We start from the raw sequence: 23,431 nt of genomic DNA on the forward strand, positions 1-23,431 counted from the left end.
TCCCGAAAATCTGCGGGTGGACAAAGGCGGACATACAATTCGATGTCCGCCCTACGGGTCGGGACTAACCGAGCTGGCGGTCGACGATGCCACACAGGCGCTCTAAGGCACCGCGATTGGATTCCACCACTTGACTGGCCGCGCTGCCCATGCGGGCGCGGCGGCTTTCGTCCTTCATCAATGCCACAAGCTGATCGGGTAACGCCGATGGCGAGCACGGTATCAGCGCTCCCGCCTCCTGCAGCTGGCGGCTGATTTCAGCAAAGTTAAAATCGCTGGGGCCAGTGATAATCGGCAAGCCCCAGGCTGCCGCTTCCAAACTGTTGTGCCCGCCCCGCTCCACCAAGCTGCCGCCAATAAAGGCGAGGTCCGCACAGCCGAACAGGGTGACTAACTCGCCCATGGTATCGCCCAGCAATACCGCGACCTCGGCCACCTGCTCACTGCGACTGCGCCTCGCCAGGGACAGGCCCTTTTGCTTAACCAAGGCTGCCACGCTGTCAAAACGCTCGGGATGACGGGGCACCAAGATCAGCAAAGCATCGGGTTGCGCTTTTCTCAGCGCCGCATGAGCGGACAGCAGAATGTCGTCCTCTCCCTCATGGGTACTGGCAGCGATCCAGACAGGTCGCGCACCCAGGTCCCGCCGCCACTCAAGCGCATGCTGCCGCTGCTCCTCGCGGAGGGAAATATCGAACTTGATGCTGCCGGTCACCTGTAGAGAGTCGGCGGCCACACCCAGCTCAACAAAGCGCTCGGCGTCCTCCTGACTCTGGGCAGCCACCATTGAGAATCGCGAGAAGACCGCCTCTGTTAAGGGCTTCACGCGGGCATAACCCCGGGCAGAGCGGGCCGACAGGCGGGCATTGGCCAGCACTACCGGCACGCTCCGATCCCGGGTCTGGCACACCATATTGGGCCAGATTTCGGTTTCCATAATCACCAGGGCGCGGGGCTGCACCCGGCTCAGAAAGCGCGCCACCGACCCCGGCAAATCGTAGGGTGCATAAACGTGAAACACCCGCTCACCGAACATCGCCCTCACCCGCTCGGACCCGGTGGGCGTCATGGTGGTCACCACCACCGGTAAATTGGGATGATTTTGGAGAAAGCGCTCTATCAGCGGCGCTGCTGCAATGGACTCCCCCACCGACACGGCGTGCACCCAAAGGCCTCCGGTCTGCGGGGGGGGAGCAAAAAAGCCAAAGCGCTCGGCAACGCGGCGCCGGTAGTCCGGCGCCCGCCAACTGCGATACGCCAGCCGCAGCAGGATCAGCGGCAACAGCAGATAAAGCAGCGAACTATATAAAAAACGCGCCACTAAACCAGCTTCAACACTTCATCAACACAGCGCCGAATGCCTTTGCCAGCCTCGCTGATGCTACCCGCCAACATATAGGCCGGGGTCGTCACCAGCTTGTTGTCGGCATCGATGCACACCTCGTCTACCGGGCAGGCCTGGTGCTTGCCACCCATGGTGTTGATCGCCTCGGCAACATCCTCGGCATTGCCGATGGTGCATTTGACGCCATCACCAAATATACGCGCCGCCATGGTGGGAGCGATACAGATTAGCGCCACTGGCTTGCCCGCCGCGTGCATGCCTTTGGCAAAATCCAGGAATGCGGGCAGTACACTCATGTCGGCGCCCTTGATGGCAAAGTCAGAGAGGTTTTTGGCCGCACCAAAACCGCCCGGCACAATCAGGGCATCAAAATCCTCCACCCGGGCCTCTCCCAACTCCTTGATTTCGCCCCGGGCCAGCCGGGCGGCCTCCACCAGGACATTGCGACTCTCGCCCTCAGCGACATCACCCGTGAGGTGATTGATAACATGAAGCTGCTGAATATCGGGCGCAAAACACTGGTATTCCACGCCTTTTTCTTCCAAAGCGAGAAAGGTTAAAACCGATTCGTAGATCTCAGAGCCATCAAAGACTCCGGACCCGCTCAGTACAATTGCTACCTTCGTCATAGCTTGCTCCCTTTGTGGTCGGCCGAATCCCGGTCGACCGAAATTTCATCAACTCAAATCCTTACCAATTCCGGTGCGCTTGCACCGCAACAGCCGCAACGCTTGCTCGAGCGGCAAGAGGGCACTATATTCGTAAGGAGTGAAGACAGCGCTCATCGCGCTGCCATCGCCACTGTAACGCAAAGCCAGTCCTCTGCGCAGTGGTTGAAGCCTGTCAGCGGGGCTATTATCGCCGCTGGCGGTGGTTTTTCACACTGGCAGCGATCCTATGATATGATCGCCGTCCTTTCTAAATTTCCAACGCAACTCCCAACTTCGGAGAATCAAGATGAGCGACAATATCGTTCACGTTACCGATGGCAGCTTCGAGGACGAAGTGCTCAAGTCCGACATCCCCGTACTGGTGGATTTTTGGGCAGAGTGGTGCGGCCCTTGTAAAATGATTGCCCCGGTGCTTGACGAAATTTCCGGCGACTATGAAGGCAAGGTGAAGATCTGCAAGATCGACGTCGACGCCAACACTGAAACTCCGGCCAAATTTAGCGTGCGCGGCATCCCCACTTTGATGATGTTCAAAGGCGGCAATGCCGAGGCCACCAAGGTAGGCGCCCTGTCCAAAACTCAGCTTTGCGAGTTTATCGACGCGGCCCTGTAATATTAGGCTCTGTGGCAATATTGATCGTTGCTACAGAGCTTTTGCCAAACGCTGGACGCCCCCCCTGTTCGGTGGTAGAGTTCCGGCAATCCCCGAGACTATTCAAATAACACTCTAGCTTTTTCGCTTCTGTTTAATGCGTCTAGCAGGCGCCGGCTGCGTGATCGCCGGTACCGCGTCTCATCTATTTCTATTTACCTGACCTATTAGCCAATACAAATACACTCAAACCTATGAATCTCACCGATCTTAAGACCAAACCGGCCCAAGAACTGCTCGAAATCGCTAAAGAAATCGGGCTCGACAATATCGCCCGGTCGCGCAAGCAGGACATTATCTTCTCCATCCTGAAGCGCCACGCCAAAAGCGGTGAGGACATTCATGGCGATGGGGTATTGGAGATATTGCAGGACGGCTTTGGCTTTTTGCGTAGCGCCGACTGCTCCTACTTGGCTGGCCCCGATGATATCTATGTCTCACCCAGCCAGATTCGCCGCTTTAACCTTCGCACCGGCGACAGCATCTCCGGCAAAATTCGCCCCCCCAAAGAAGGCGAGCGCTACTTTGCCCTGCTGAAAGTCGATCAGGTTAACTTTGCCAAACCTGAGCAATCCAAGAACAAGGTCTTATTCGAAAACCTCACACCCCTGTTCCCCAATGACCGACTCACCCTGGAACAAGGGAACGGCTCCACCGAAGACCTGACCGGTCGCATCATCGACCTGGTCGCCCCCATCGGTAAAGGCCAGCGCGGCCTGATCGTTGCCCCACCCAAAGCGGGTAAAACGCTGATGCTGCAGAACATTGCGCAGAGCATTATCCGCAACAACCCAGAGTGTTACGTCATTGTCCTGCTGATCGACGAGCGCCCGGAAGAGGTGACCGAGATGCAGCGCTCAGTCGGTGCCAAAGGGGCAGAAGTGGTCGCCTCGACCTTTGACGAGCCGCCGGCTCGCCACGTCCAGGTCGCAGAAATGGTGATTGAAAAAGCCAAGCGTCTGGTCGAGCACAAAAAAGACGTAGTCATCCTGCTGGACTCCATCACCCGACTGGCCCGGGCCTACAACACCATCGTGCCCAGCTCCGGTAAGGTACTTACCGGTGGTGTCGACGCCCACGCCCTGGAGCGCCCCAAGCGCTTCTTCGGCGCGGCGCGGAATGTGGAAGAAGGCGGCAGCCTGTCCATCATCGCCACGGCTCTGATCGATACCGGCTCCAAAATGGACGAAGTGATTTACGAAGAGTTTAAGGGCACCGGTAACAACGAGTTGCACCTGGACCGCAAGATCGCCGAGAAGCGAGTCTACCCCGCCATCAACATTCGTCGTTCCGGCACCCGCCGCGAGGAGCTATTGACTGGCGAAGACGAGCTCCAACGCATGTGGATTCTGCGTAAACTGCTGCACGGCATGGAGGATACTCCTGCCATTGAGTTCTTGATCGACAAGCTCAAGGACACCAAGACCAACAGTGAATTCTTCGATTCGATGAAAAGGAAATAAGCCGGGCTGTTAGGGCCGTCCACAATCTGGCCCTCAGGCTCCGCACACGCAGCTATGGCCTACCGCGATCTCAGAGCCTTCATCAAGCACCTGGAAAAAAAGGGCGAGCTGCAACGCATCGCCCATCCCGTCGACCCCAATCTGGAAATGACCGAAATCTGCGACCGGGTGCTGCGCGCCGGCGGCCCGGCGCTGCTGTTTGAAAATCCCACCGGATTCGACATGCCGGTATTGGCCAACCTGTTCGGCACCGAAAAGCGGGTGGCGATGGGCATGGGCCAGGACCGCATTGAAGCCCTTCACGAAATCGGCGAGCTACTGGCATTTTTGCGCCAGCCCGATCCCCCCAAAGGCCTGCGGGATGCCTGGAGCAAACTGCCGATATTCAAACAGGTCCTCAATATGGGGCCCAAGGTCGTCAACAGTGCTCCCTGTCAGGAAATTGTGCAGGAAGGGGAGCAGGTCGATTTATACAAGCTGCCCATTCAAACCTGCTGGCCCGCCGACGCCGCGCCCTTGATCACCTGGCCACTGGTTATTACCCAAGGGCCCAATAAAGAACGGCAGAACCTTGGCATTTATCGCATGCAGCTGATCGGTCGCAATAAGCTGATTATGCGCTGGCTATCCCATCGCGGCGGCGCGCTGGATTTTCAAGAGTTTCAAGCTGCCAGTCCGGGGCAAAATTTTCCGATCTCTGTTGCCCTGGGGGCGGACCCCGCCACCACCTTAGGCGCGGTGACTCCCATCCCCGATACGCTGAGTGAATACGCCTTTGCCGGCCTGCTGCGAGGCGAGAAGACCGAGCTGGTCAAAAGCCTGAGCAACGACTTGCAGGTGCCGGCCTCCTCGGAAATTATTCTGGAAGGCTATATCGCCCCCGGCGAAATGGCCGATGAGGGCCCTTACGGCGACCACACCGGCTACTACAACGAAGTAGAACGCTTCCCCGTGTTCACCGTGACCCATATCAGCCAGCGCAAAAACGCCATTTACCACAGCACCTACACTGGCCGACCACCGGACGAGCCAGCGGTACTGGGCGTCGCCTTAAACGAAGTGTTGGTGCCGATGCTGCGGCGGCAGTTTCCGGAGATTATTGACTTCTACCTGCCCCCGGAGGGCTGCTCCTACCGGATGGCCGTGGTCACCATCAAAAAACAGTACCCCGGCCATGCCAAGCGAGTGATGTTTGGTGTGTGGTCCTTTCTGCGCCAGTTTATGTATACCAAGTTCGTGATCGTTTGCGATGACGACGTCAATGCCCGGGATTGGAACGATGTGATCTGGGCTATTACCACCCGCATGGACCCCCAGCGGGATACGGTGATGGTGGATCACACCCCCATCGATTACCTGGATTTTGCCTCGCCGGTCTCGGGACTGGGCTCTAAGATGGGGATGGACGCTACCAACAAATGGCCCGGTGAAACCGACCGGGAGTGGGGCCGCCCCATCAGTCGCGCACCGGAGGTGGTGGATAAAATCGACCAGATCTGGGACAAGCTCGGCATCAATCTGCCCAAGTAATCCGAGTTTGGGTCAGACAATATGACGCTGCCGCCGCTTTCCTTATACATTCATATCCCCTGGTGCGTGCGCAAGTGCCCCTACTGCGACTTTAACTCCCACGCTCGGCAAAGTGAGCTGCCGGAGGCGGCCTACGTGGCAGCGCTGCTTGAAGATTTGCAGCAGGATCTGGATAAGGTTCAGGGCCGCGAGATCAACACGGTGTTTATCGGCGGCGGCACCCCCAGCCTGTTTTCGCCAACCGCTTACTCGACGCTTTTCCATGGCTTGCGGCGGGAGCTCAGCTTCGCCGCCGACTGCGAAATCACCCTTGAGGCCAACCCCGGCACGGTGGTGGAAACCGGTGACCAGGAAGGCCAGCGCTTTGCCGGTTATCGCGAGGCCGGCATCAACCGACTCTCCATCGGCGTGCAAAGCTTTGCCTCCGAACAACTGCGGGCGCTGGGCCGAATCCACAGCAGCGATCACGCCCTGATTGCCATCGACCAGGCGCGAAAGGCCGGTTTCGACAGCTTCAATGTCGATTTAATGCACGGCCTCAGCGGCCAGAGCACCGAAGCGGCTCAGCGGGATTTACAGGCCGCCATCGACGCCGGTGCGCCCCATATCTCCTGGTACCAGCTCACCATTGAGCCCAATACTGAGTTCTACAAGCGTCCCCCCACCCTGCCGGTGGAAAACGACATGGCCGATATCCAGCAAACGGGATTAAGCCTTCTAGCCCAGGCCGGCTTTCATCGCTACGAGGTATCGGCCTTTGCCCGGCCCGGACATCGGGCACGCCATAACCTCAACTACTGGCAGTTCGGTGACTACCTGGCACTGGGTGCCGGCGCCCACGGCAAAATCACCCAAGCCGATGGCCGCATCCTACGCTACCAAAAAACCCGCAAACCTGAAGATTATTTACAGCGTGGCCCGTCCCGCACCAGCAAACAACAGTGGATCGCTACAGAGGACCTGCCGCTGGAGTTTATGATGAACGTCCTGCGACTGCGGGACGGCATCCCGGCTTCCGTGTTTGAACAGCGCACCGGGCTATCGCTGTCAGTCATTGCTCCAAACATTGAGCTGCTACAGGAGCAAGGCCTGCTGGAGGCATCCAGCCAACTTATTCAGCCCACCGCCCGGGGCTTTGACTATCTGGACAGTATTCTTACCGCCTTTCTGCCATAAAGCCGCCTCCGCCCCGCTATGCAAGACAGAGGCAATCTGCCAGTATGAATCTCATCGGCAGCGCAGGGGAAAGAGCCATGAAGAAGCTGGAAAACGAAAAGGAATTGGTCCGCAAGGCCATTGCCATCGGCACCAGTTATGCGGAAAAACGCGGTGCTGCCAAGTTTGAAGCCAGCGACTCCAGCAATGAAAAAATGGAGTTTATCTACCGGCTACTGGTGAAAGATAAGCTGATTCAACCTATGCCAGAGCTGCAGGTTTCACAGCAAACCATTCGCCATCGACTGGCGCTGTGGGCCCAGTCTCTTGAAAAAAAGACGGACACTTGAAAAACAAGGCGCAGGAAAAGCACTAACCCGGGCTACACATAGCGCACCGCGCCACCGTCTATGCGGATATTCTGACCGTTGATGTAGCCGGCACGGTTAGAGCAGATAAAGGCCACCAGATCGGCCACCTCCTGACGCTCCGCCAAGCGCCCACAGGGATTGGGATAGTCATGGGCCACTACCTGTTTGACGATCTCCTTCCAGTCTTCCCCCCAACCTTTCTTTTGCGCCCGCTGGCGCAGACTCGCCTCCACCTCCGGGGTGCGAATATAGCCCGGCGACACCGTGTTGACGGTAATCCCTGTATTGCTCAATTCTTTCGCTAGGCTGACAGTCATGGTGGCTAACGCCCCCTTGGCCGAGTAGTAATCCGGCATAATGTTATTGGGCTGATGGCTACCAATGGTGCCCAACTGCACAATGCGCCCCCATCCCCGCTGCTTCATCTCCGGCACAAAATGCTGGATCAGCCGCGCCGCCGACAACACGTTGTGCTGGTAGCTCTCCACCCAGTCGCCATTGCAGGTGGAGCTCCATTTCCCGGTGCTGGCCACGCCGTAGTTGTTCACCAGGATATCAATCTCACCCACCAGGCCAGTGACCTGCTCGGCCACCTGGAGGCAGCCGGCCTCGGTGGAAACATCGCCCCACACTGCGTAGCCCCGCTTGAGCTGCCCTGCAACTCGCTGCGCGGCTTCCGGCTCCGGACCGTGAACGATGACGGTCGCCCCCTCTTTCGCCAAGGTCGCGGCGATCACCTCTCCCGTACCGCGATGACTGCCAGTGACCAACGCAATCCGGTTGCCCAGCTGTAGATCCATAGTGTCTCCCCACCGGCCTGTGCGGCCGTTATTGTTGTTTATAGCGCCCGGCATCCATCGCTACGGGCGCAGACTATACTGGCACAATACGACGGATTGATCTCGGTGCGGGGGCAAGCCTTCTCTATTGTGGCAAAATAGCCCGCACCCGAGCGTTGCCTGGACCCACTCAGGGACCCGCTCACATTAATTGCATAGGAATAGTAATGAATTATTGCCCCCAATGCGCCACCCCACTGGGCGACGTCCTGATCGACGGCGAGATCCGCAAAGGCTGCGGCGAACAAAGCTGTGGCTATATCCACTTCAACAACCCCACTCCGGTGGTGGCGATGATTGTGGAGGTCGACGGCGGCGTGGTGATGGCCCACAACGTCAACTGGCCCAAGAAGTTTTACTCCATTATCACCGGCTTTCTCGAAGCCGGCGAGGATCCACTGGAATGTGCCAAACGGGAAACCCTTGAGGAACTGAACCTTCACGCGGTGGAAACCAGTTTGATCGGCGTGTACGGCTTTGCCCAGCAGAATCAGGTAATCATCGCCTATCATGTGCGCGGCGCCGGTGAGATCAAGCTCAATGAGGAATTGGACGACTACAAAATCGTACCGGTAGAAGAACTCAAGGGCTGGGGCATGGGGACAGGTCTGGCGATTAACGAGTGGGTGGAAGCCCGCTTGGGGCGGCCACCAGAGCAGGCCTTTTAACGACGCCAGTTAACCGGGCAGGTCAACGAGAGGATACACGGCTGGCCTGCTTGGCCCGGTACATCCGGCGATCCGCTGCCACCAGCAGTGCGTCGCAGGTGGCACCGTCTTCCGGGTAGATGGCGTAGCCTATGGACGCACTGGCGATATGCTCGCGCCCCTCGATGTGAATAGGCCGGGCAATCTCGTCAGCAATGCGCTCAACCAGTGGCTCAATGGGGTCTGAGGGCGCCATGTGCAGCAACACACAAAACTCATCACCGCCGATGCGGCAACAGCTGTCCTGTTCGCGAAAGCTCTCTTGCAGGCGGTCGGCAATTTCAACCAGCAGCGCGTCGCCGACGTGGTGCCCAAATTGATCATTGATGGGCTTGAATTTATCGAGGTCCACATACAGCACCGCAAAGGGCACTTCGGGTCGCTGAACAATCTGCCGCTCCATCATCATGGTTAGGTAGCGACGATTGTAGAGATTGGTCAAGGGATCGTGACGGGCGTGAAATACCGCCAGTTCGTGTTCTTCTCTTACACGGCGATTTTGCCGACGGCGGTTAACCTCGTAGTAGGCTACGGTGGACATCGTCATGATCAGACTCACCAGCGCGGTAATGTAAATGCCGATGGCGCGATTGGCGGATTGCATGATGTTGTCGACCCGCAAACCCAGCTCATCGGCAAAGTAAAACCCCGACAGCAGCAGCGCAATAACCAAAGTCCATAGCCAGCCGGCTATCACGCCAACACTGACAGTGGCCAATACCGGCATCACCAGCAGCAGAATCACCCCGGGCGCCTCAATACCACTGGTGTCCATAATGATGTCCACCAAGCCCAATACCATCGCCGCCATAAACACGTTGAGAGCCAGTATCCGGCGGTCCAGCGCGTAAAATATAAAGCCCGCCACCATTGAGCCAAGCGACACCATTACCCCGTAGTTGCGCACCATTGCCTGCCCGGCCGGCTGCAAAGGCACAAAAAATACGGTGGTAATCATCAGTAAGCCAGACAGGAACACCACACCCATAATTATCAGGGGCACAAAGCGCCGCCGCACCGCTTCCGGATCGGTGGCGCGATGCTGGGCAATAGACCGCGGATTTCTCAGCCGGGTAAGTAAGTGCAACATTGATGATCCCGCATGGCAGGTAACTGGCGTCACGCTCCCCGGTCCTTCATCAACCGGGTGACGGGACAGATGCAGCGCAGCTAGGGCTCAACTCCATTAGGTGGATTGTGCTTGATCACAAAATCCAGCGCTACCTTCAACATTTTCTGACGAGTGGCGGCTCTGGACAGGTAGTGATCTTCCTCGTCCAACTCCACATATTTATAGGGTTTATCGGCCGACTTCAGCTTGCTGGCCATGCGCTTACTGTGACGCGATTCCACCACCGTGTCATCCTCTCCATGGATTAATAGTATCGGCGCCGATGCCCGCTTGGCGTGCTTCAGAGGCGACAATGCATCCAGCTCGTCGTCCCGGGAACTGCTCACACCAAAATAGTCTCTCCAATAACGCTGACTGGCGTAGGCGCGATGCATTTCGTCTTTGCGCAGATCACTGACAGGATCGCTCACGCCAGCAACGGATACCGCGCAGCGATAGCGCCCTTTATCCAGTGTTACTGCTGCCAGTGCCAAGTAACCGCCGAAGCTTGCGCCAAGAATACACACTCGCTCTGGGTCGATATCGCCCCGTTCCGCCAGAGCCGCAACGCCCGACTGAATATCACGGTGCATGCCGTTACCGACCTCACCAAAACCGGCATTGCGAAACGCAATCCCGTAACCAGCCGAGCCACGATAGTTGGGCTGCAATACTATGTACCCCCGGCTGGCAAAGGCCTGGGCCATCCAGTCAAAACCCAAATAATCCCGGGATTCTGGCCCACCGTGGGGTAACACCAACAGCGGAAACGGCCCTTCCTTGTCGCCCGGGGGAGTGGTAACCACAGCCGAGATAGGCAGGCCGTCACTGCTCTGGTAGCGCAGCATACTTATGGCCCCCACGTGATGAGGTTTGAGCGCCGGGTAATTGACCCCCAGCACCTCGGCGCTCCCCTTGGCGATATCCACAATCCACCAGGTGCCGGAATCTCCGGCGCCGTCGGTGTAGACCACAATCCGCTCCATATCTCGACTCCAGGATTTGAAGTGGACATTGAGATTGGGAAAGGCTTTTCGGGTCCCCACCACTCGCGCCTGGTGGGCGGGGTCCAACATCACCAGTTCGGGGATATCACCCAGTAAGGTATAGCCGTTGTGCAAACCCGTAACCGAGTCAAAGTGCAAGCTATCGACAATATCGTTGCCATAGAGCTCAGCGCCTTGCTCACCGGACAACGGCACTTCGACGAGGTGTTGGCGGTTTACCGCGTATATCACGGTACCTTTACGCCGCCCTTGCCCCACTATGTTGTAACTCCCATAGCGGGATTCAAACTCGCGAATCGGCTCCACGCGATTGATTAACGTGCTGCCCTCGGCTCCGGCCCACAAGCGCCAGCGCTGTTTTTGCTGGTCGTAGCTGGCCCTTGCCAAGACCTCCACACCCGGTCCGACCAACCAACCGTCGCCGTCCTCACGCCCACGCTCTATGAGGTGCATCTTGCCCTCGTTGAGGTCGATGCAGGTTAATTCCAAATCAAAGTTAGTAATCCAAGCATCTTGGGTCAAAGTACTGTGCCGAAGCGGCAAAGTGTCAACGCATTGATGCCAGCGGCCCTCCTTCATCATAGGAGGGTGATAGTGGAAGGCCGCGTTGAGCACTTTCTTGGAGTTGGCAAGCGGCCAGTCCATATCGCCGCTTTCGCGCTCTAAGATCATCAGGTTAAACAGCTCATGGCGGCCACCGTATTCGAAGCCCAAGTTCACCGTCGAGCTGGTGCGAATAATGACATGGTCGTCACCGGCCCAGCCCAGGCCACGCAGCTTTAAGTTACCCAAGTCGATTCGGTGCAGAATCGATCCACCCACCTCGGCCACCAGCAGAATACGCTTATCATTTACCTGCGTGGCCAGGCTGATGTATTTGCCGCTAAGGGAAAGTGCAACGTGCTCGATCCCAGGGAGCTGACCATAAACCGCAATATCAACCGGCTCTGCCGCCACCTTGCGGTCGTCGCCCAGCACTGGCAGGCAAACAGTCAACAGCAACCCCAGGCCCCACCAACGCATCCATTTCATCTTCGCCTCCTGCTTGAAAGGAAGCGGCATCAAGCCCGCTCCCACTTCCCTAAGTCGGTTCGCTAAACTGCCGGCAGCATACTGAAGGCAGAGCTACGCTACACCCTGTGGATTGTGCGTAATTACTAGCGCGAACCGCGTTTACTTGTTGTTATCTTTGTCGCCGGTGCCGGAGGCCGTAACCTCATGGGCGGGGGAATTATTAGCAGTAGAGTCGACCGTTGTTGAATCATCGGCGGCCGCCGTCGGATCGCCGTCTGTCTCGCTATCTCCTTCTTTGCGGGCACGGTCTTTGGCCGCTTCCTGTTTGGCCAGCTCCCGGGCAACTTCCAACTCTTCCGTCAATTTTGCCATTTCGGCCTTGATCGCCTCCCGGTCTACCTCGGGCGCCCCATCCTCGGTCTCCTCGACCAGGGACTTCTTCAAGGTCTTAATCTTGTCCTGAATCTGCTCCACGGTGCTGGCCAGCTCGGCTTTACTGAACAGCACCTCCTCGGCGCGCCCAGCACTGTCTTCACCGCTGGGCGGATAGTGACGGCGCTGTGGAATCACCTTGCCCTCACCTTTGAGCTGACGCTGATTCATAAAGGTGGGAGACACAATTTCAATCCCGGATTCATGCAATGCATCCAGCATCATCGCCCTCAGCCGCGAGCGAGCGCTCACCAACAAGCCGGCTTCTTCAAGCCAGCCGCTGGCCCGATAGCTAACTGAGAAATCCCCCAGCTCACGAATCTGCACAAAACCGTCTGCCAGCTCCGCCTTCTCAATGGCCGACAGCAAGGCCTGCTCGATATCGCGGCGGTCCACGTCGTAGCCCAAGGACACATCCGCCGACACCACCGTGCCGGAGGAGCGCACCACGTTGTAGGGCTCCTGAACCAGCAGCAGGTTGGGCACCGTTACCAGTTCGCTGGTTTCGTTTTGGATTTCCACGTGCAGCAAGCCACGCTGAGAGACCCGCCCCAACTCCTTGCGAAACTCAATATAGTCTCCGGCGCGAAAGCTGTTGACGGTGCGCAGCATAAAACCGGCCATTAAATTGCCCATTACCGTGGTGGACGACAGCGCAATCGCCGCCGACATCAACAGCCCCACCAGACTGAACAACTGACCCCGCAGCTCGCCATCCATGGGCAGTGTGGCGATGGCCAGCACCACCCCAGCCAGCCGGAACAGCAGGCGCGTGCCCTGCTCGCGGTAGCGGGTATCGGCGCCGTGATCCTTTTGCACCGCAAACACCTTGCGGGTAAACAGCCAAACGCCAAACAGCAGCGCCATCACCAGCGCAAAGGGCAGCCAGTCCATCAGCAGCGGTGTGATCTTTTCCAAAGAGATATCCACGAATCACTATCCTTTTTACGATGTCTAAACCATAGCCCATCACAACACGCCTTGCAGCACCCGGCGTGGGGTGAAACGCCCAGCTATGTTAAACTGGCGGGTCCGAGACAATTTCGATCTGCAGAGGCCGATTATGCCCGCATACCGCTCCAAAACCTCCACCGCCGGCCGCAATATGGCCGGTGCCCGCGCACTGTGGCGTGCCACCGGCATGAAAGATGATGACTTCAACAAACCCATCATCGCCATCGCCAACTCCTTTACCCAATTTGTGCCCGGACACGTGCACCTGAAGGATCTGGGCCAATTGGTAGCGCGGGAAATCGAAGCCTCCGGGGGCGTGGCCAAAGAGTTCAACACCATCGCCGTGGATGACGGCATTGCCATGGGTCACGACGGCATGCTCTACAGCCTGCCCAGCCGGGATATTATCGCCGACTCAGTGGAGTATATGGTCAACGCCCACTGCGCCGACGCACTGGTATGTATCTCCAACTGCGACAAGATCACCCCGGGAATGCTCAATGCCGCCATGCGGCTGAATATTCCCACTATCTTTGTTTCCGGCGGCCCTATGGAAGCCGGCAAAACCAAGCTGTCTGAGCACAAGCTGGACCTGGTAGACGCCATGGTCATCGCCGCCGACAGCAGCGCCAGCGACGAGCAGGTCGAGGAATACGAGCGCTCTGCCTGCCCCACCTGCGGCTCCTGCTCCGGTATGTTTACCGCCAACTCCATGAACTGCCTCACCGAGGCCCTGGGCCTGTCGCTGCCCGGCAACGGCTCGCTGCTGGCTACCCACGGTGACCGCAAAAAACTGTTCCTGGAGGCGGGCCGACGCATCGTCGAGCTGGCCAAGGAATACTACGAAAAAGACGACGAGCGAGCTTTACCGCGAGCCATTGCCAGCCGTGAGGCCTTCCAGAACGCCATGGCGCTGGATATCGCCATGGGCGGTTCCACCAACACCATCCTCCACCTGCTGGCCGCCGCCCAGGAAGCGGAGTTGGACTTTGGCATGAAGGACATCGACGCCTTGTCACGGCGGGTGCCTCAGCTGTGTAAAGTTGCCCCCAATACACCTCTGTACCACATGGAGGACGTACACCGCGCCGGCGGCGTGATGGGCATCCTGGGCGAGCTGTTGCGGGCCGACCTGCTCAACCCGGAACTGCCCACCGTCCACGCCAGCAGCATGGGTGCCGCCCTGGAACAGTGGGACATCATGAGCACCGAGAACGATGCGGTGAAGAACTTCTATAAGGCGGGACCGGCCGGCATTCCTACCCAAACCGCCTTTAGCCAGGAGACCCGCTGGCCATCGCTGGACGCCGACCGGGAGAATGGCTGCATCCGCTCACTGGATCACGCCTTCTCCAAAGAGGGCGGCCTGGCAGTACTTTACGGCAACATCGCCGAAGACGGCTGCGTGGTGAAAACCTCGGGCGTGGATGAAAGCATCCTGGTGTTTGAGGGCCCGGCGCATATCTGTGAAAGCCAGGAAGACGCGGTAGACGACATCCTCAACGACCGGGTTAAAGCCGGCAACGTGGTGGTGGTCCGCTACGAAGGCCCCAAAGGCGGCCCCGGCATGCAGGAAATGCTCTACCCCACCAGCTACATCAAATCCAAGGGCCTGGGCAAAGCCTGCGCCCTGCTGACCGACGGTCGATTCTCTGGCGGCACCTCTGGGCTGTCGATTGGCCACGTCTCTCCGGAAGCCGCCGCCGGCGGCGCCATCGGCCTGGTAGAACAAGGCGATACTATTCGTATCGACATCCCCAACCGCAGCATTAATGTGTTGTTAGACGAAGCGGAGCTGAACAAGCGCCGCAAGGCGATGGATGCCAAAGGAGAAGCGGGCTGGAAACCGGTCAAAGACAGACCCCGCAAAGTGTCTGCAGCCCTCAAGGCCTACGCCAAGATGGCGACCAGTGCCGACAAAGGCGCGGTACGGGACATTTCCCAGCTGTAAGCTATTAGCCCGGCATTAAACATTGCCGGGTTAATGCGCTACAGGGATGTAGCGCCATTGGCCAAAAGGCCAATGCAAGCTCTCAAAATACAAGGAAATTCACATATTTTCGCCAGTATTTTGAGAGCGCGCAATATTATAGATAGGAGATCTATTTTATTGCCGGGTTAATTAGAAAGCGCAAACCAACAAAAAAGGGGCCTAAAAGGCCCCATAAAATGGTGTCATCTTGTAAACCGGTTGCCCGGCGCCGTGATGCCACCCGTCCCAAATCGAAACTGTGCTGCTAACAGCGGGATTTCGACCCACCGTCGCTAGAATAAGATAGCCGGTATGGTACTCGCGTAAGAGTTACTAAAACTATACGAATAAACCGCAGGCTTTGATTTTGTCACGGTAGCGTCATGGGAACAATAGGCGATATCGCCCCAACGCGCGCCGGACTTTACTTGCAGCGCAGTGAGTCCTACCTTGCTCATCCTCCCAAAAACCGCGATTCTGTGTTTACGTGCTACTAAGCATCCATGCTTCTGGGCTCTCGAGATAGAGGTCTTATGCGCAAAACCAAAATAATCTGCACCATCGGCCCCGCCACCCGCCACTACGATATGCTGAACCAGTTGGCGGACGCCGGTATGAATGTGATCAGGCTAAACATGTCCCACGGCGATCACGACAGCTGCGCCGCCATTATCAAAGCGGTCCGCACACTCAATCGCAAGCGGGCCCACCCCATCGCCGTGCTCATCGACACCCAGGGCCCGGAGATACGCACCGGCGATCTGGTGGACGACCTCAACCTCGCCCCCGGCGATGAGATCTCGGTGGTGGCCCGGGGCGAAGCCGATGTGGAGGCCAGCTCCATCCGCATCAATTATGACGACCTAATCACTGACGTCGACGTGGGGGACAAAATCACCGTCGACAACGGCCTGATCAACCTGGAGGTGCTCAGCAAGCAGGCCCGCACCATGCGCTGCCGGGTCATTGATGGCGGCGTGCTGAAAAGCAAACGCCACGTTAATTTGCCGGGTATTCGGGTGAACTTACCCGCCATCACCGACAAAGACCGGCGGGATATTGAGTTTGCCATGGAACAGGACGTGGACTTTATTGCCCTGTCTTTTGTGCGCAGCCCCGACGACGTCAAAGCCCTGAAAACCCTGCTGGGCGACAAAGCCGAGAAGATCAAAATCATCTCCAAAATCGAAGACCAGGAAGGCGTCAAAAATCTCGACGCCATCGTCGCCCAATCCCATGGGGTGATGGTGGCCCGGGGCGATCTGGGTGTAGAGATCCCCTTCGAGCAGCTGCCCATTGTGCAGCGGCAAATCATTGCCCAGTGCGCCAAACAGGGTAAGCGCGTTATCGTCGCCACCCACATGCTGGAGTCGATGATCGATAACCCCATGCCCACCCGGGCCGAAGTCACCGACGTCGCCAACGCCGTTTACGAAGAAGTAGACGCCATCATGCTGTCCGGCGAAACCACGGTGGGCAAATACCCGGTGAAATGCGTCGAAGTGCTGGACCGTATCGCCCGCTCAATCGAGCAGACCCGGGGCCTGCGCTTCTCCGATGACCTAACGCTGGATGGCGACAAGCAGCAAATTGCCGCCGCCGCGGTGCGCCTGGCGGAATCAATCCAGGCTAAGGCCATTATCGTTCCCACCAGACGCGGCCTTATGGCCAACCTGGTGAGTAATTGTCACCCCCAGCACCCCATCATCTGCGCCTTTACCAACGACAGCCGCACCCGACGCCTGCTGGTCCTCAATCGCAATGTGCTGAGCTACCGCATCAACTTCAGTTCCGACTCGGAGAAGACCCTGGGCACGGCGGCGCGCATTATGCTGCGGCGTGGCGAATTTAACGAGCACGATAAGGTAGTGGTGATCTCCGATGCCCTGTCCCGCTCTGGTGTCGAAGCGATCCAAATCCGCAGTTTGGCGGATTTGATGCACAAGGGCGAGGAAGAACCGGACGACGGCTCACACCATTAGAAACTGCTTAGCGGACCTTTCTCAGCCATTCGCGGTATGGCCGGCCAGTACCGCCTTCCGCTTTACTGATAGCTCTAATAAAAATTAAAGACCGAGCCGCAACCAACATTAGCGGCATAGAGGCTGTGATGACCACCACCCACCCCGCCCTGCGTAGGGGCACACTCAATGGCCTGGAACTAAAAAACCGCCTACTCAAGGCCGGCACCTTCGAAAACCTGACTCCGGGCGGTGTACCCGGCGACAGACTGGCCGCGTTCCACAACCGGCTTGCAGAGGGCAGACTGGCGATGACCACCCTGGGCTACTGCGCGGTGGAGAACGCCGGCCGGCTCAACGCCAATATGATGGTGATGGATGAAGACACCTGCCGGCCACTGCAAGGCATCATTCAGGGCCTCCACGAGCGGGGCTGCAAGGTCTCAGGCCAAATGGGGCATTGCGGCGCTTTTTCTAAAAACCATTCGCTACAACAGCGCCCCAAAGGCCCCAGCGGCGGACTGAACATCCTCGGCTTCTCCGAGGGCATGTGGTTTGCCAATGCCATGAGCCTGGACGATATCGACAAACTGGTCGCACAGTACGGTCGCGCCGCCGCGCTAATGAAAGACACCGGCTTCGACGCGGTTGAAATCCACTTTGGCCACGGCTATGGACTGTGCCAGTTCCTCAGCCCGCTGACCAATCACCGCAAAGACGAGTACGGCGGCAGCCTGGAAAATCGCCTGCGACTGCCACTGCGGGTACTTGCCGCCGTGCGGCAGGCAGTGGGCGAGGATTTCCCAATACTGGGAAAAATCAGCCTTTCCGAAGGGCGTCGAGGCGGCCTTCACTACGATGACGCGGTTGAAATTAGCAAAGCGTTGGACCAGGCCGGCATCGATGGCCTGGTGACCAGCGGCGGCACCAGCACCTTCAACCCCATGCTGATGTTCCGCGGCGACAGCATCCTGCCTGCCCTGCTCCGCCACGAAAAAAACCGCTGGATGCGGCTGATATACCGGCTAATGGGCAAGCGTATGTTCCCCAGCATGCCTTATCGGGAGCTGTACTTTCTGGAGCAAGCCAAACGGGTGCGGGAAGCGGTATCCTGCAACATGATCCACATCGGCGGCGCCAGCACCGCCGAAAGCTTTGAGCAGGCCTTGGAGGCCGGCTTCGATTTTATCCAGCTGGGCCGCAGCCTGCTCGCCGACCCCGACCTGCCCACGCAACTGGCCGGCAACTCTGCCTTCAAAAGCCGCTGCACCCACTGCAACGCCTGTGTCGGCACTATCGAGAGTGAACGGGGTATCCACTGTCCCGTGTTCAACCCATAAGCGGCGGTAACGCGAGCACCGATTGCCCCTCTGGCGGCGCTTTGGTATAGTTGCGCGCTCTCAAAAACCGCCCGTAGCTCAGCTGGGTGGAGGCCGAAAAACAAAAGCACTGCTTTTATCGGCCGGAACGCATCGACGCCTGCAAGCGGCGGTGCCGGACCCCGAAGGGGAGCGCGAAAACAGCGCGCTATCCACTGGAACAGTCCAACAAGGTCAGGTGCTATCAGCGCACCCACCAACCAGACAATCCGCCCGTAGCTCAGCTGGATAGAGCGCTGCCCTCCGGAGGCAGAGGTCAGAGGTTCGAATCCTCTCGGGCGGGCCATCCATAAAAAAACCGGCCGCGCGCCGGTTTTTTTATGGATGGTCTGTCTGATCGGTGAGATGGCCACAGCACTCGCTGCGCTCGCGGGCCACGCTGGCCTCTCCAGGTTCGACAAATTGCACCAGCAATTTGCACCGAGCGCAGCGAGCCCAAAGGAGCAGAACAGCCAAGGGATATCGACGGCTCGACGGACGTGGAAAGCGATGTCCATCCTACGCATCCAAGTTTCGAAAAAAAAGAACGCACGTTTCGTAGGGCGGACACGTTTTATTGTGTCCGCCGTATTTTGGCGCCGAAGCTGCCAACATCCACTCTACTCGACTGCCCCGCCTACCTATCACCTCTCAGCCGCATGCCGACTTTTTTATAGACGCTCGCACTGATCAGTGAGAACCTTAGCCCCGGTATTAATTTACCCTTAGTCAAACAACTGCCGCTAATAAATATAAGGAGACCAAACATGACTGGCTTAGTCGCTGTCTTGGGTTTTGCATTGTGGATCGTAGTACTGACGTTTTTTTATGCGTCACCCCGTCTTGTGCTAATCGTTACCGGTAAGAAGGAAGGTAATGCATGGGGGCGTGAAAAAGGGGAGACCAATACAGGCTTGTTGATGCGCGCCAAACATGCGCACCTCAATGCCCTAGAAGTTTTGCCAGTGTTTGCGGCAGTTGTGTTTGTCGCCTATTTCATGGATAAAGCCGCCGTCGTTGATACGCTGGCGGCCTTTGTGCTCTTTGCTCGATTTGGGCAAAGCATCGTGCATATGATTGGCACGTCGACACCACTGGTTTTCATTCGAGCAAACTTGTTTGCCATTCAACTGCTGCTCATTTTGTATATGGGCTTCAATCTGTTGTAAGAGCTACGGGTAACGCCCAGATGAGGGCGGCAAGCCGACGGACATGGAAAGCAATGTCCGTCCTACGCCTTTGGCAACATGCATGAAGTAGGGCGGACACGTTTTTGTGTCCGCCACTCGACACAACTATCTAAATTACTCCTGAGTGGACACCACATTCGCCCGATCGCTGATGCGGACATTCGCCGCTGGCGCATTACCTTGATGGTCCTCGCCAAAGTACAAAGTGGTGTGAGGGAAGGGAATTTCGATACCCGCCTTGTCAAAATACAGCTTAACCAAGCGGTTATACGCGCGCCCCACAGCCCACTGCATACCGGGCTTGGTTTTAATCTGCACACGAATATTCACAGAGCTATCAGCCAGCGCAACCACACCCATAACATTGATGGGCGCGAGGATATTTTCACCGATCTCGGCTTTTTCCAACTCCTCGAACGCGGCTTTAAGTTGCTCAATGGCAAAGTCGATATCCTCGCGGTAGGCAATACCGTACTCGCCAATGTGGTTACCAAAGTCGCGAGTGAAGTTAGATACCGCACCCACCGAGGAGAACGGAACGATGTGGTAGGTGCCGTAGAGATCACGCAAGGCCACCGAGCGAATACCGACCCGATCAACAGTGCCAGAGTTGCCGCCCACATCGACAAAATCACCCACGTTCATCGCGTTTTCCAGCTGGATAAACACGCCGGTAATCACGTCCTGCACTAACTTCTGGGCGCCAAAACCAATGGCCAAGCCCAACACCCCGGCACCGGCGATCAGTGGGCCGATATCGACGCCAATCTCGGACAGGGCAATCATGGTGGTCATCACCACAATGACGATAGCCAATGTGGAGTGAAACAAGCCCATCAACGTCGTCGCCCGAGCCGCGGCGGCGGGCTCAACATCGGCGCTCGGCGTCAGCCGGTGCTCAATGGCGCTGGCCAGGGCGATCCAGACCGCTGCAGCCACGGCAAGAATAATCAGAATATCCACCAGAGCCGACACTGTGCTGCTACCTTGAGCGCTGGCGTACCATGCAGCCAGGTCAAACACCGCCCAGGCGTCAAGAGACATCACCACGACTCCGATAATCAACAGCAGGCGGACCAGCTTTAGCGCCGTGGGGATGTAGGTGTTCAGCCGCGCCTGCAACAAGGGCATGCTGGCATTTAAGCCTTCGGAGAGATGTATTTCCTTGCCAATCAGCTGCCGCAGGATCACCAACAACAGCAGCCCACCGCCCGCGTAGGCCAGCGTCTTGAGGGTGGCAAACACCACAAAGGGCAACGCTGTCGCAGGCTGCACCAGGGTGACGGCCACCACCAGCAAGGCATAGGCAATCACCAACAAGTGCCATACCTTGGCCAATACATAAACCAGGGAACCTGAACTGCCCCCAATTGCAGTAGAGCGAGCCTCGAGCCGCTGGCGGACCGTGACCCGGTTTTTGATCACCACAATCGCGGTATACACTGCCGCCACGACGGTAATCGCGGTGCTGAGGGCGGAGCCCAGTGCGGGCGACACATTAAAGTTGATAATGGGCACAAGCACCAAAATACCGTAGCCCACGGCGCCAACCAGGCGTGCAAAAAACTGGTTGCAGTATGCGGCCTGATCCGCATCCAACGGCGCCAGGCGCAGTGCTGGGTAGCGATTGGCAAAGACTGTTCGCAAACCGACCTTTATCAGCTCGATGATGAGGAAGGCGTTGAGAAACAGCGACAGGCGGGTACCGTTGGCGCCGACGTATTCTGCCAACTGCACACTCACCGCCTGGCCAAGCAAATAGGCTACGGCCACCACGAATGCATCGACCAAGGCGGCCACGGACACGGCCACAATGGTCCTGACCATCGTCAGGCGTTCCGAGCCAGCAGTTGCCCAATCATTTAGAGCCGAATAGGCGCGGCCAGACAAGCGCCGCAGCACGAAGAAAGCAGCAAAGGTTGCCAGAGCGATAATCGCCAGATTAAACACTGCCGACCACAGGCCAGAGAAATCGACCTTCACCGAAGAAGAGGAATCGCTGCTGGCAAACAGCCTCGACAAGGCCTGACCCGCTGAGGCCAGCTGTCCTCCCATAGAGCCAGCCAGTCCACTGGTAAATGCAGCCATGCGTCTGGCGAAGGATACCTGCTCGGCGGACTGCCCGCTGGGAGCCTCCTGGGCAAGCTCTTCCGCCGGTGGTAACGGGGCAAGCTCTTCGCTTGGCGATAAGGCGTCGAGGCGGCGGAGCTCTTCAATCACCACTCGCCGAGTATGCTCATCTTCCAAGGCCGCAGCTAGGGCTCGGTAATCCGTGCCTTGGGCTTCCGCCGGCTGCGCAGAAGCCATGGTGCTGCACAACAGCGCCAGTAGCACGACAACACAGTGAATGAATGGAATAGGTGATCGCATGCTCGTCTCCCTCCCTGTATGGATCAAATGTCATGGTATTAGCGGGGTATGCTTTCAATGCACCGGCGAACCTACAACCCCAAAAAAACTACAAAAAAGTTGTTCGTATTTAATCGCCAGTCGGATCACCCATTCGCGAAAGTATTTGCGAATGATTCCTATGCCTTTGGCTAACTGCTAGGCTGTAGTGCTTTAACAGCCACAAAGCGGGGAGATCGGGATGCTCAAGATGGTCGGAGCAAAAGTGATGTTGGCTTGGCTGCTTGCGCTGTGCGCACTGAGTGCACACGGCCAAAGCCCAGCACCAAACGAACTGCGGGTGGGTATAAAATCCGCTCCTCCCTTCGCCATGGCCGATCCACAAAATCAATGGCAAGGCGTCAGCGTGGACTTGTGGCAGCAAATTGCCAGTGACCAGGGCTGGCAAACCCGCTGGCAACGCTTCGACAGTGCAGACAGCCTGATCGACGCCTTGGCTGCCGGCGAGATCGACATTGCGGTGGGTGCCTTGTCGATGACAGCCGAGCGGGAGGCCGTCATGGATTTCTCCCATCCCTTCTTTACCACCGGCCTGGGCATCGCCACACCGGTCGGCAAAAAAGGCATTATGGCCAGCCTGTCGCAACTGGCGTCCTGGGAATTCCTCCGCGCCGTGGGACTACTCTTTGCACTGCTGCTAGCAGTGGGGGCCGTGCTGTGGTTGCTGGAACGCCGTCGTAACGCTGATCAGTTTGGCGGCTCGGCCAGCCAGGGCATAGGTAACGGACTGTGGTGGTCAGCGGTCACCATGACCACCGTGGGCTACGGTGACAAAGCACCAGTCACCCTGCCCGGGCGCATTGTGGCCACGGTGTGGATGTTCGTCAGCGTGATTACCATTTCCAGCTTTACCGCTGCTATCGCGTCGTCGGTAACGGTTAATCAAATTGCCACCTCAGTGAACGGAGTAGAAGACCTGGCCAAGATACGCAGTATTGCCGTCGCCGGCTCCACCGGTGCGCAAGCGCTTCAAGAACGGGGCTTTGCGCTGTCCGCTGTAGACAGCCCAGAGTTGGGTATTGCCGCAGTACAAAACGGCGCGCCGGCGATGGTCTACGACAAAGCCATTATGATGTATTTGCTCCGCGACGACACTGCCGGCATCGACATCCTGGACTTTCCTGGCGACCCGCAAAAATACGCACTGGGCATGCGCCCCGACTTCCCCCACCGCGAAGCGGTGAACCATGCGCTGCTGGAGGTAACCCGCGGCGCCTATTGGCAAGGTCAATTGCGACGTTACTTTGGCGAACACCGCGGCTATTAGGGCGCGTACTCGCCTCAAAACCC

Annotated in this window: 18 protein-coding genes and 1 tRNA gene; 12 read left to right on the forward strand and 7 right to left on the reverse strand. The window is 57.8% G+C overall.

The window, feature by feature from the left end:
- Window positions 1-64: 64 nt before the first annotated feature.
- On the reverse strand, window positions 65-1,321 hold the full coding sequence (waaA, locus tag I6N98_RS17455) for a lipid IV(A) 3-deoxy-D-manno-octulosonic acid transferase (RefSeq protein WP_198569598.1): 1,257 nt from the start codon (window positions 1,319-1,321) through the stop codon (window positions 65-67).
- Window positions 1,321-1,974 carry an isoprenoid biosynthesis glyoxalase ElbB gene (gene elbB, locus I6N98_RS17460; protein WP_198569599.1) on the reverse strand — a complete coding sequence of 218 codons (654 nt, stop codon included), beginning with the start codon at window positions 1,972-1,974 and terminating at the stop codon, window positions 1,321-1,323. Before elbB ends, waaA begins: the two co-directional genes overlap by 1 nt.
- A 328-nt stretch (window positions 1,975-2,302) precedes the next feature.
- Here elbB and trxA point away from each other — a divergent pair, with 328 nt between their 5' ends.
- The 5 genes from trxA to I6N98_RS17485 all read left to right on the forward strand — a co-directional run bounded on the left by trxA (window position 2,303) and on the right by I6N98_RS17485 (window position 7,166).
- Window positions 2,303-2,629, forward strand: a complete 327-nt coding sequence (gene trxA / locus I6N98_RS17465) for a thioredoxin TrxA (protein WP_198569600.1) — start codon at window positions 2,303-2,305, stop codon at window positions 2,627-2,629.
- A gap of 233 nt (window positions 2,630-2,862) precedes the next feature.
- The gene (gene rho / locus I6N98_RS17470) at window positions 2,863-4,131 is read left to right on the forward strand and encodes a transcription termination factor Rho (protein WP_198569601.1); all 1,269 of its coding nucleotides are present in this window, start codon (window positions 2,863-2,865) and stop codon (window positions 4,129-4,131) included.
- A gap of 54 nt (window positions 4,132-4,185) precedes the next feature.
- Window positions 4,186-5,661 (forward strand): 4-hydroxy-3-polyprenylbenzoate decarboxylase, encoded by a 1,476-nt coding sequence (gene ubiD, locus I6N98_RS17475; RefSeq protein WP_198569602.1) that lies wholly within the window; start codon window positions 4,186-4,188, stop codon window positions 5,659-5,661.
- 21 nt (window positions 5,662-5,682) lie between these two features.
- Window positions 5,683-6,837, forward strand: coding sequence for a radical SAM family heme chaperone HemW (gene hemW / locus I6N98_RS17480; RefSeq protein ID WP_198569603.1), 1,155 nt, complete (start codon window positions 5,683-5,685; stop codon window positions 6,835-6,837).
- A 77-nt stretch (window positions 6,838-6,914) separates the two neighbouring features.
- The gene (locus tag I6N98_RS17485; protein ID WP_198569604.1) at window positions 6,915-7,166 is read left to right on the forward strand and encodes a DUF5062 family protein; all 252 of its coding nucleotides are present in this window, start codon (window positions 6,915-6,917) and stop codon (window positions 7,164-7,166) included.
- A gap of 32 nt (window positions 7,167-7,198) precedes the next feature.
- On the opposite strand, the gene I6N98_RS17490 is transcribed toward I6N98_RS17485, so the two are convergent.
- The gene (locus tag I6N98_RS17490; RefSeq protein WP_198569605.1) at window positions 7,199-7,987 is read right to left on the reverse strand and encodes an SDR family NAD(P)-dependent oxidoreductase; all 789 of its coding nucleotides are present in this window, start codon (window positions 7,985-7,987) and stop codon (window positions 7,199-7,201) included.
- Window positions 7,988-8,193: 206 nt separating this feature from the next.
- On the opposite strand from I6N98_RS17490, the gene I6N98_RS17495 reads away from it, so the two are divergent.
- On the forward strand, window positions 8,194-8,694 hold the full coding sequence (locus tag I6N98_RS17495) for an NUDIX domain-containing protein (protein ID WP_198569606.1): 501 nt from the start codon (window positions 8,194-8,196) through the stop codon (window positions 8,692-8,694).
- A gap of 22 nt (window positions 8,695-8,716) precedes the next feature.
- Here the strand turns inward: I6N98_RS17495 and I6N98_RS17500 are convergent, their stop codons facing one another.
- The 3 genes from I6N98_RS17500 to I6N98_RS17510 all read right to left on the reverse strand — a co-directional run bounded on the left by I6N98_RS17500 (window position 8,717) and on the right by I6N98_RS17510 (window position 13,227).
- Complete coding sequence (locus I6N98_RS17500; protein WP_198569607.1) at window positions 8,717-9,823, reverse strand: GGDEF domain-containing protein; 1,107 nt, start codon at window positions 9,821-9,823, stop codon at window positions 8,717-8,719.
- An 80-nt stretch (window positions 9,824-9,903) separates the two neighbouring features.
- Complete coding sequence (locus tag I6N98_RS17505) at window positions 9,904-11,883, reverse strand: alpha/beta hydrolase family protein (protein ID WP_198569608.1); 1,980 nt, start codon at window positions 11,881-11,883, stop codon at window positions 9,904-9,906.
- Between the two features lie 141 nt (window positions 11,884-12,024).
- Window positions 12,025-13,227, reverse strand: coding sequence for a mechanosensitive ion channel family protein (locus I6N98_RS17510; RefSeq protein ID WP_198569609.1), 1,203 nt, complete (start codon window positions 13,225-13,227; stop codon window positions 12,025-12,027).
- 133 nt (window positions 13,228-13,360) lie between these two features.
- Between I6N98_RS17510 and ilvD the strand changes: the two genes are divergently transcribed.
- The 5 genes from ilvD (at window position 13,361) to I6N98_RS17535 (ending at window position 19,711) form a co-directional block, all read left to right on the forward strand.
- On the forward strand, window positions 13,361-15,202 hold the full coding sequence (ilvD, locus tag I6N98_RS17515; RefSeq protein WP_198569610.1) for a dihydroxy-acid dehydratase: 1,842 nt from the start codon (window positions 13,361-13,363) through the stop codon (window positions 15,200-15,202).
- 554 nt (window positions 15,203-15,756) lie between these two features.
- Window positions 15,757-17,205, forward strand: a complete 1,449-nt coding sequence (pyk, locus tag I6N98_RS17520) for a pyruvate kinase (protein WP_198569611.1) — start codon at window positions 15,757-15,759, stop codon at window positions 17,203-17,205.
- Between the two features lie 128 nt (window positions 17,206-17,333).
- Window positions 17,334-18,524 carry an NADH:flavin oxidoreductase gene (locus I6N98_RS17525; RefSeq protein WP_198569612.1) on the forward strand — a complete coding sequence of 397 codons (1,191 nt, stop codon included), beginning with the start codon at window positions 17,334-17,336 and terminating at the stop codon, window positions 18,522-18,524.
- Between the two features lie 248 nt (window positions 18,525-18,772).
- A tRNA-Arg gene (locus I6N98_RS17530) sits at window positions 18,773-18,849 on the forward strand.
- A 460-nt stretch (window positions 18,850-19,309) separates the two neighbouring features.
- Window positions 19,310-19,711 (forward strand): MAPEG family protein, encoded by a 402-nt coding sequence (locus tag I6N98_RS17535; protein ID WP_198569613.1) that lies wholly within the window; start codon window positions 19,310-19,312, stop codon window positions 19,709-19,711.
- A 135-nt stretch (window positions 19,712-19,846) separates the two neighbouring features.
- Here the strand turns inward: I6N98_RS17535 and I6N98_RS17540 are convergent, their stop codons facing one another.
- The gene (locus tag I6N98_RS17540) at window positions 19,847-22,102 is read right to left on the reverse strand and encodes a mechanosensitive ion channel domain-containing protein (RefSeq protein WP_198569614.1); all 2,256 of its coding nucleotides are present in this window, start codon (window positions 22,100-22,102) and stop codon (window positions 19,847-19,849) included.
- A 220-nt stretch (window positions 22,103-22,322) separates the two neighbouring features.
- On the opposite strand from I6N98_RS17540, the gene I6N98_RS17545 reads away from it, so the two are divergent.
- Window positions 22,323-23,408, forward strand: a complete 1,086-nt coding sequence (locus tag I6N98_RS17545) for a transporter substrate-binding domain-containing protein (RefSeq protein ID WP_198569615.1) — start codon at window positions 22,323-22,325, stop codon at window positions 23,406-23,408.
- Window positions 23,409-23,431: the final 23 nt, after the last annotated feature.

Source organism: Spongiibacter nanhainus (assembly GCF_016132545.1).
Lineage (GTDB): Bacteria > Pseudomonadota > Gammaproteobacteria > Pseudomonadales > Spongiibacteraceae > Spongiibacter > Spongiibacter nanhainus.

Excerpts from the sequence above, each read along its gene's own strand:
- elbB (WP_198569599.1), bottom strand. The coding sequence starts at position 1,974 with ATGACGAAGGTAGCAATTGTACTGAGCGGGTCCGGAGTCTTTGATGGC.
- trxA (WP_198569600.1), top strand. The coding sequence starts at position 2,303 with ATGAGCGACAATATCGTTCACGTTACCGATGGCAGCTTCGAGGACGAA.
- rho (WP_198569601.1), top strand. The coding sequence starts at position 2,863 with ATGAATCTCACCGATCTTAAGACCAAACCGGCCCAAGAACTGCTCGAA.
- ubiD (WP_198569602.1), top strand. The coding sequence starts at position 4,186 with ATGGCCTACCGCGATCTCAGAGCCTTCATCAAGCACCTGGAAAAAAAG.
- hemW (WP_198569603.1), top strand. The coding sequence starts at position 5,683 with ATGACGCTGCCGCCGCTTTCCTTATACATTCATATCCCCTGGTGCGTG.
- I6N98_RS17485 (WP_198569604.1), top strand. The coding sequence starts at position 6,915 with ATGAAGAAGCTGGAAAACGAAAAGGAATTGGTCCGCAAGGCCATTGCC.
- I6N98_RS17490 (WP_198569605.1), bottom strand. The coding sequence starts at position 7,987 with ATGGATCTACAGCTGGGCAACCGGATTGCGTTGGTCACTGGCAGTCAT.
- I6N98_RS17495 (WP_198569606.1), top strand. The coding sequence starts at position 8,194 with ATGAATTATTGCCCCCAATGCGCCACCCCACTGGGCGACGTCCTGATC.
- I6N98_RS17500 (WP_198569607.1), bottom strand. The coding sequence starts at position 9,823 with ATGTTGCACTTACTTACCCGGCTGAGAAATCCGCGGTCTATTGCCCAG.
- I6N98_RS17505 (WP_198569608.1), bottom strand. The coding sequence starts at position 11,883 with ATGAAATGGATGCGTTGGTGGGGCCTGGGGTTGCTGTTGACTGTTTGC.
- ilvD (WP_198569610.1), top strand. The coding sequence starts at position 13,361 with ATGCCCGCATACCGCTCCAAAACCTCCACCGCCGGCCGCAATATGGCC.
- pyk (WP_198569611.1), top strand. The coding sequence starts at position 15,757 with ATGCGCAAAACCAAAATAATCTGCACCATCGGCCCCGCCACCCGCCAC.
- I6N98_RS17525 (WP_198569612.1), top strand. The coding sequence starts at position 17,334 with ATGACCACCACCCACCCCGCCCTGCGTAGGGGCACACTCAATGGCCTG.
- I6N98_RS17535 (WP_198569613.1), top strand. The coding sequence starts at position 19,310 with ATGACTGGCTTAGTCGCTGTCTTGGGTTTTGCATTGTGGATCGTAGTA.
- I6N98_RS17540 (WP_198569614.1), bottom strand. The coding sequence starts at position 22,102 with ATGCGATCACCTATTCCATTCATTCACTGTGTTGTCGTGCTACTGGCG.
- I6N98_RS17545 (WP_198569615.1), top strand. The coding sequence starts at position 22,323 with ATGCTCAAGATGGTCGGAGCAAAAGTGATGTTGGCTTGGCTGCTTGCG.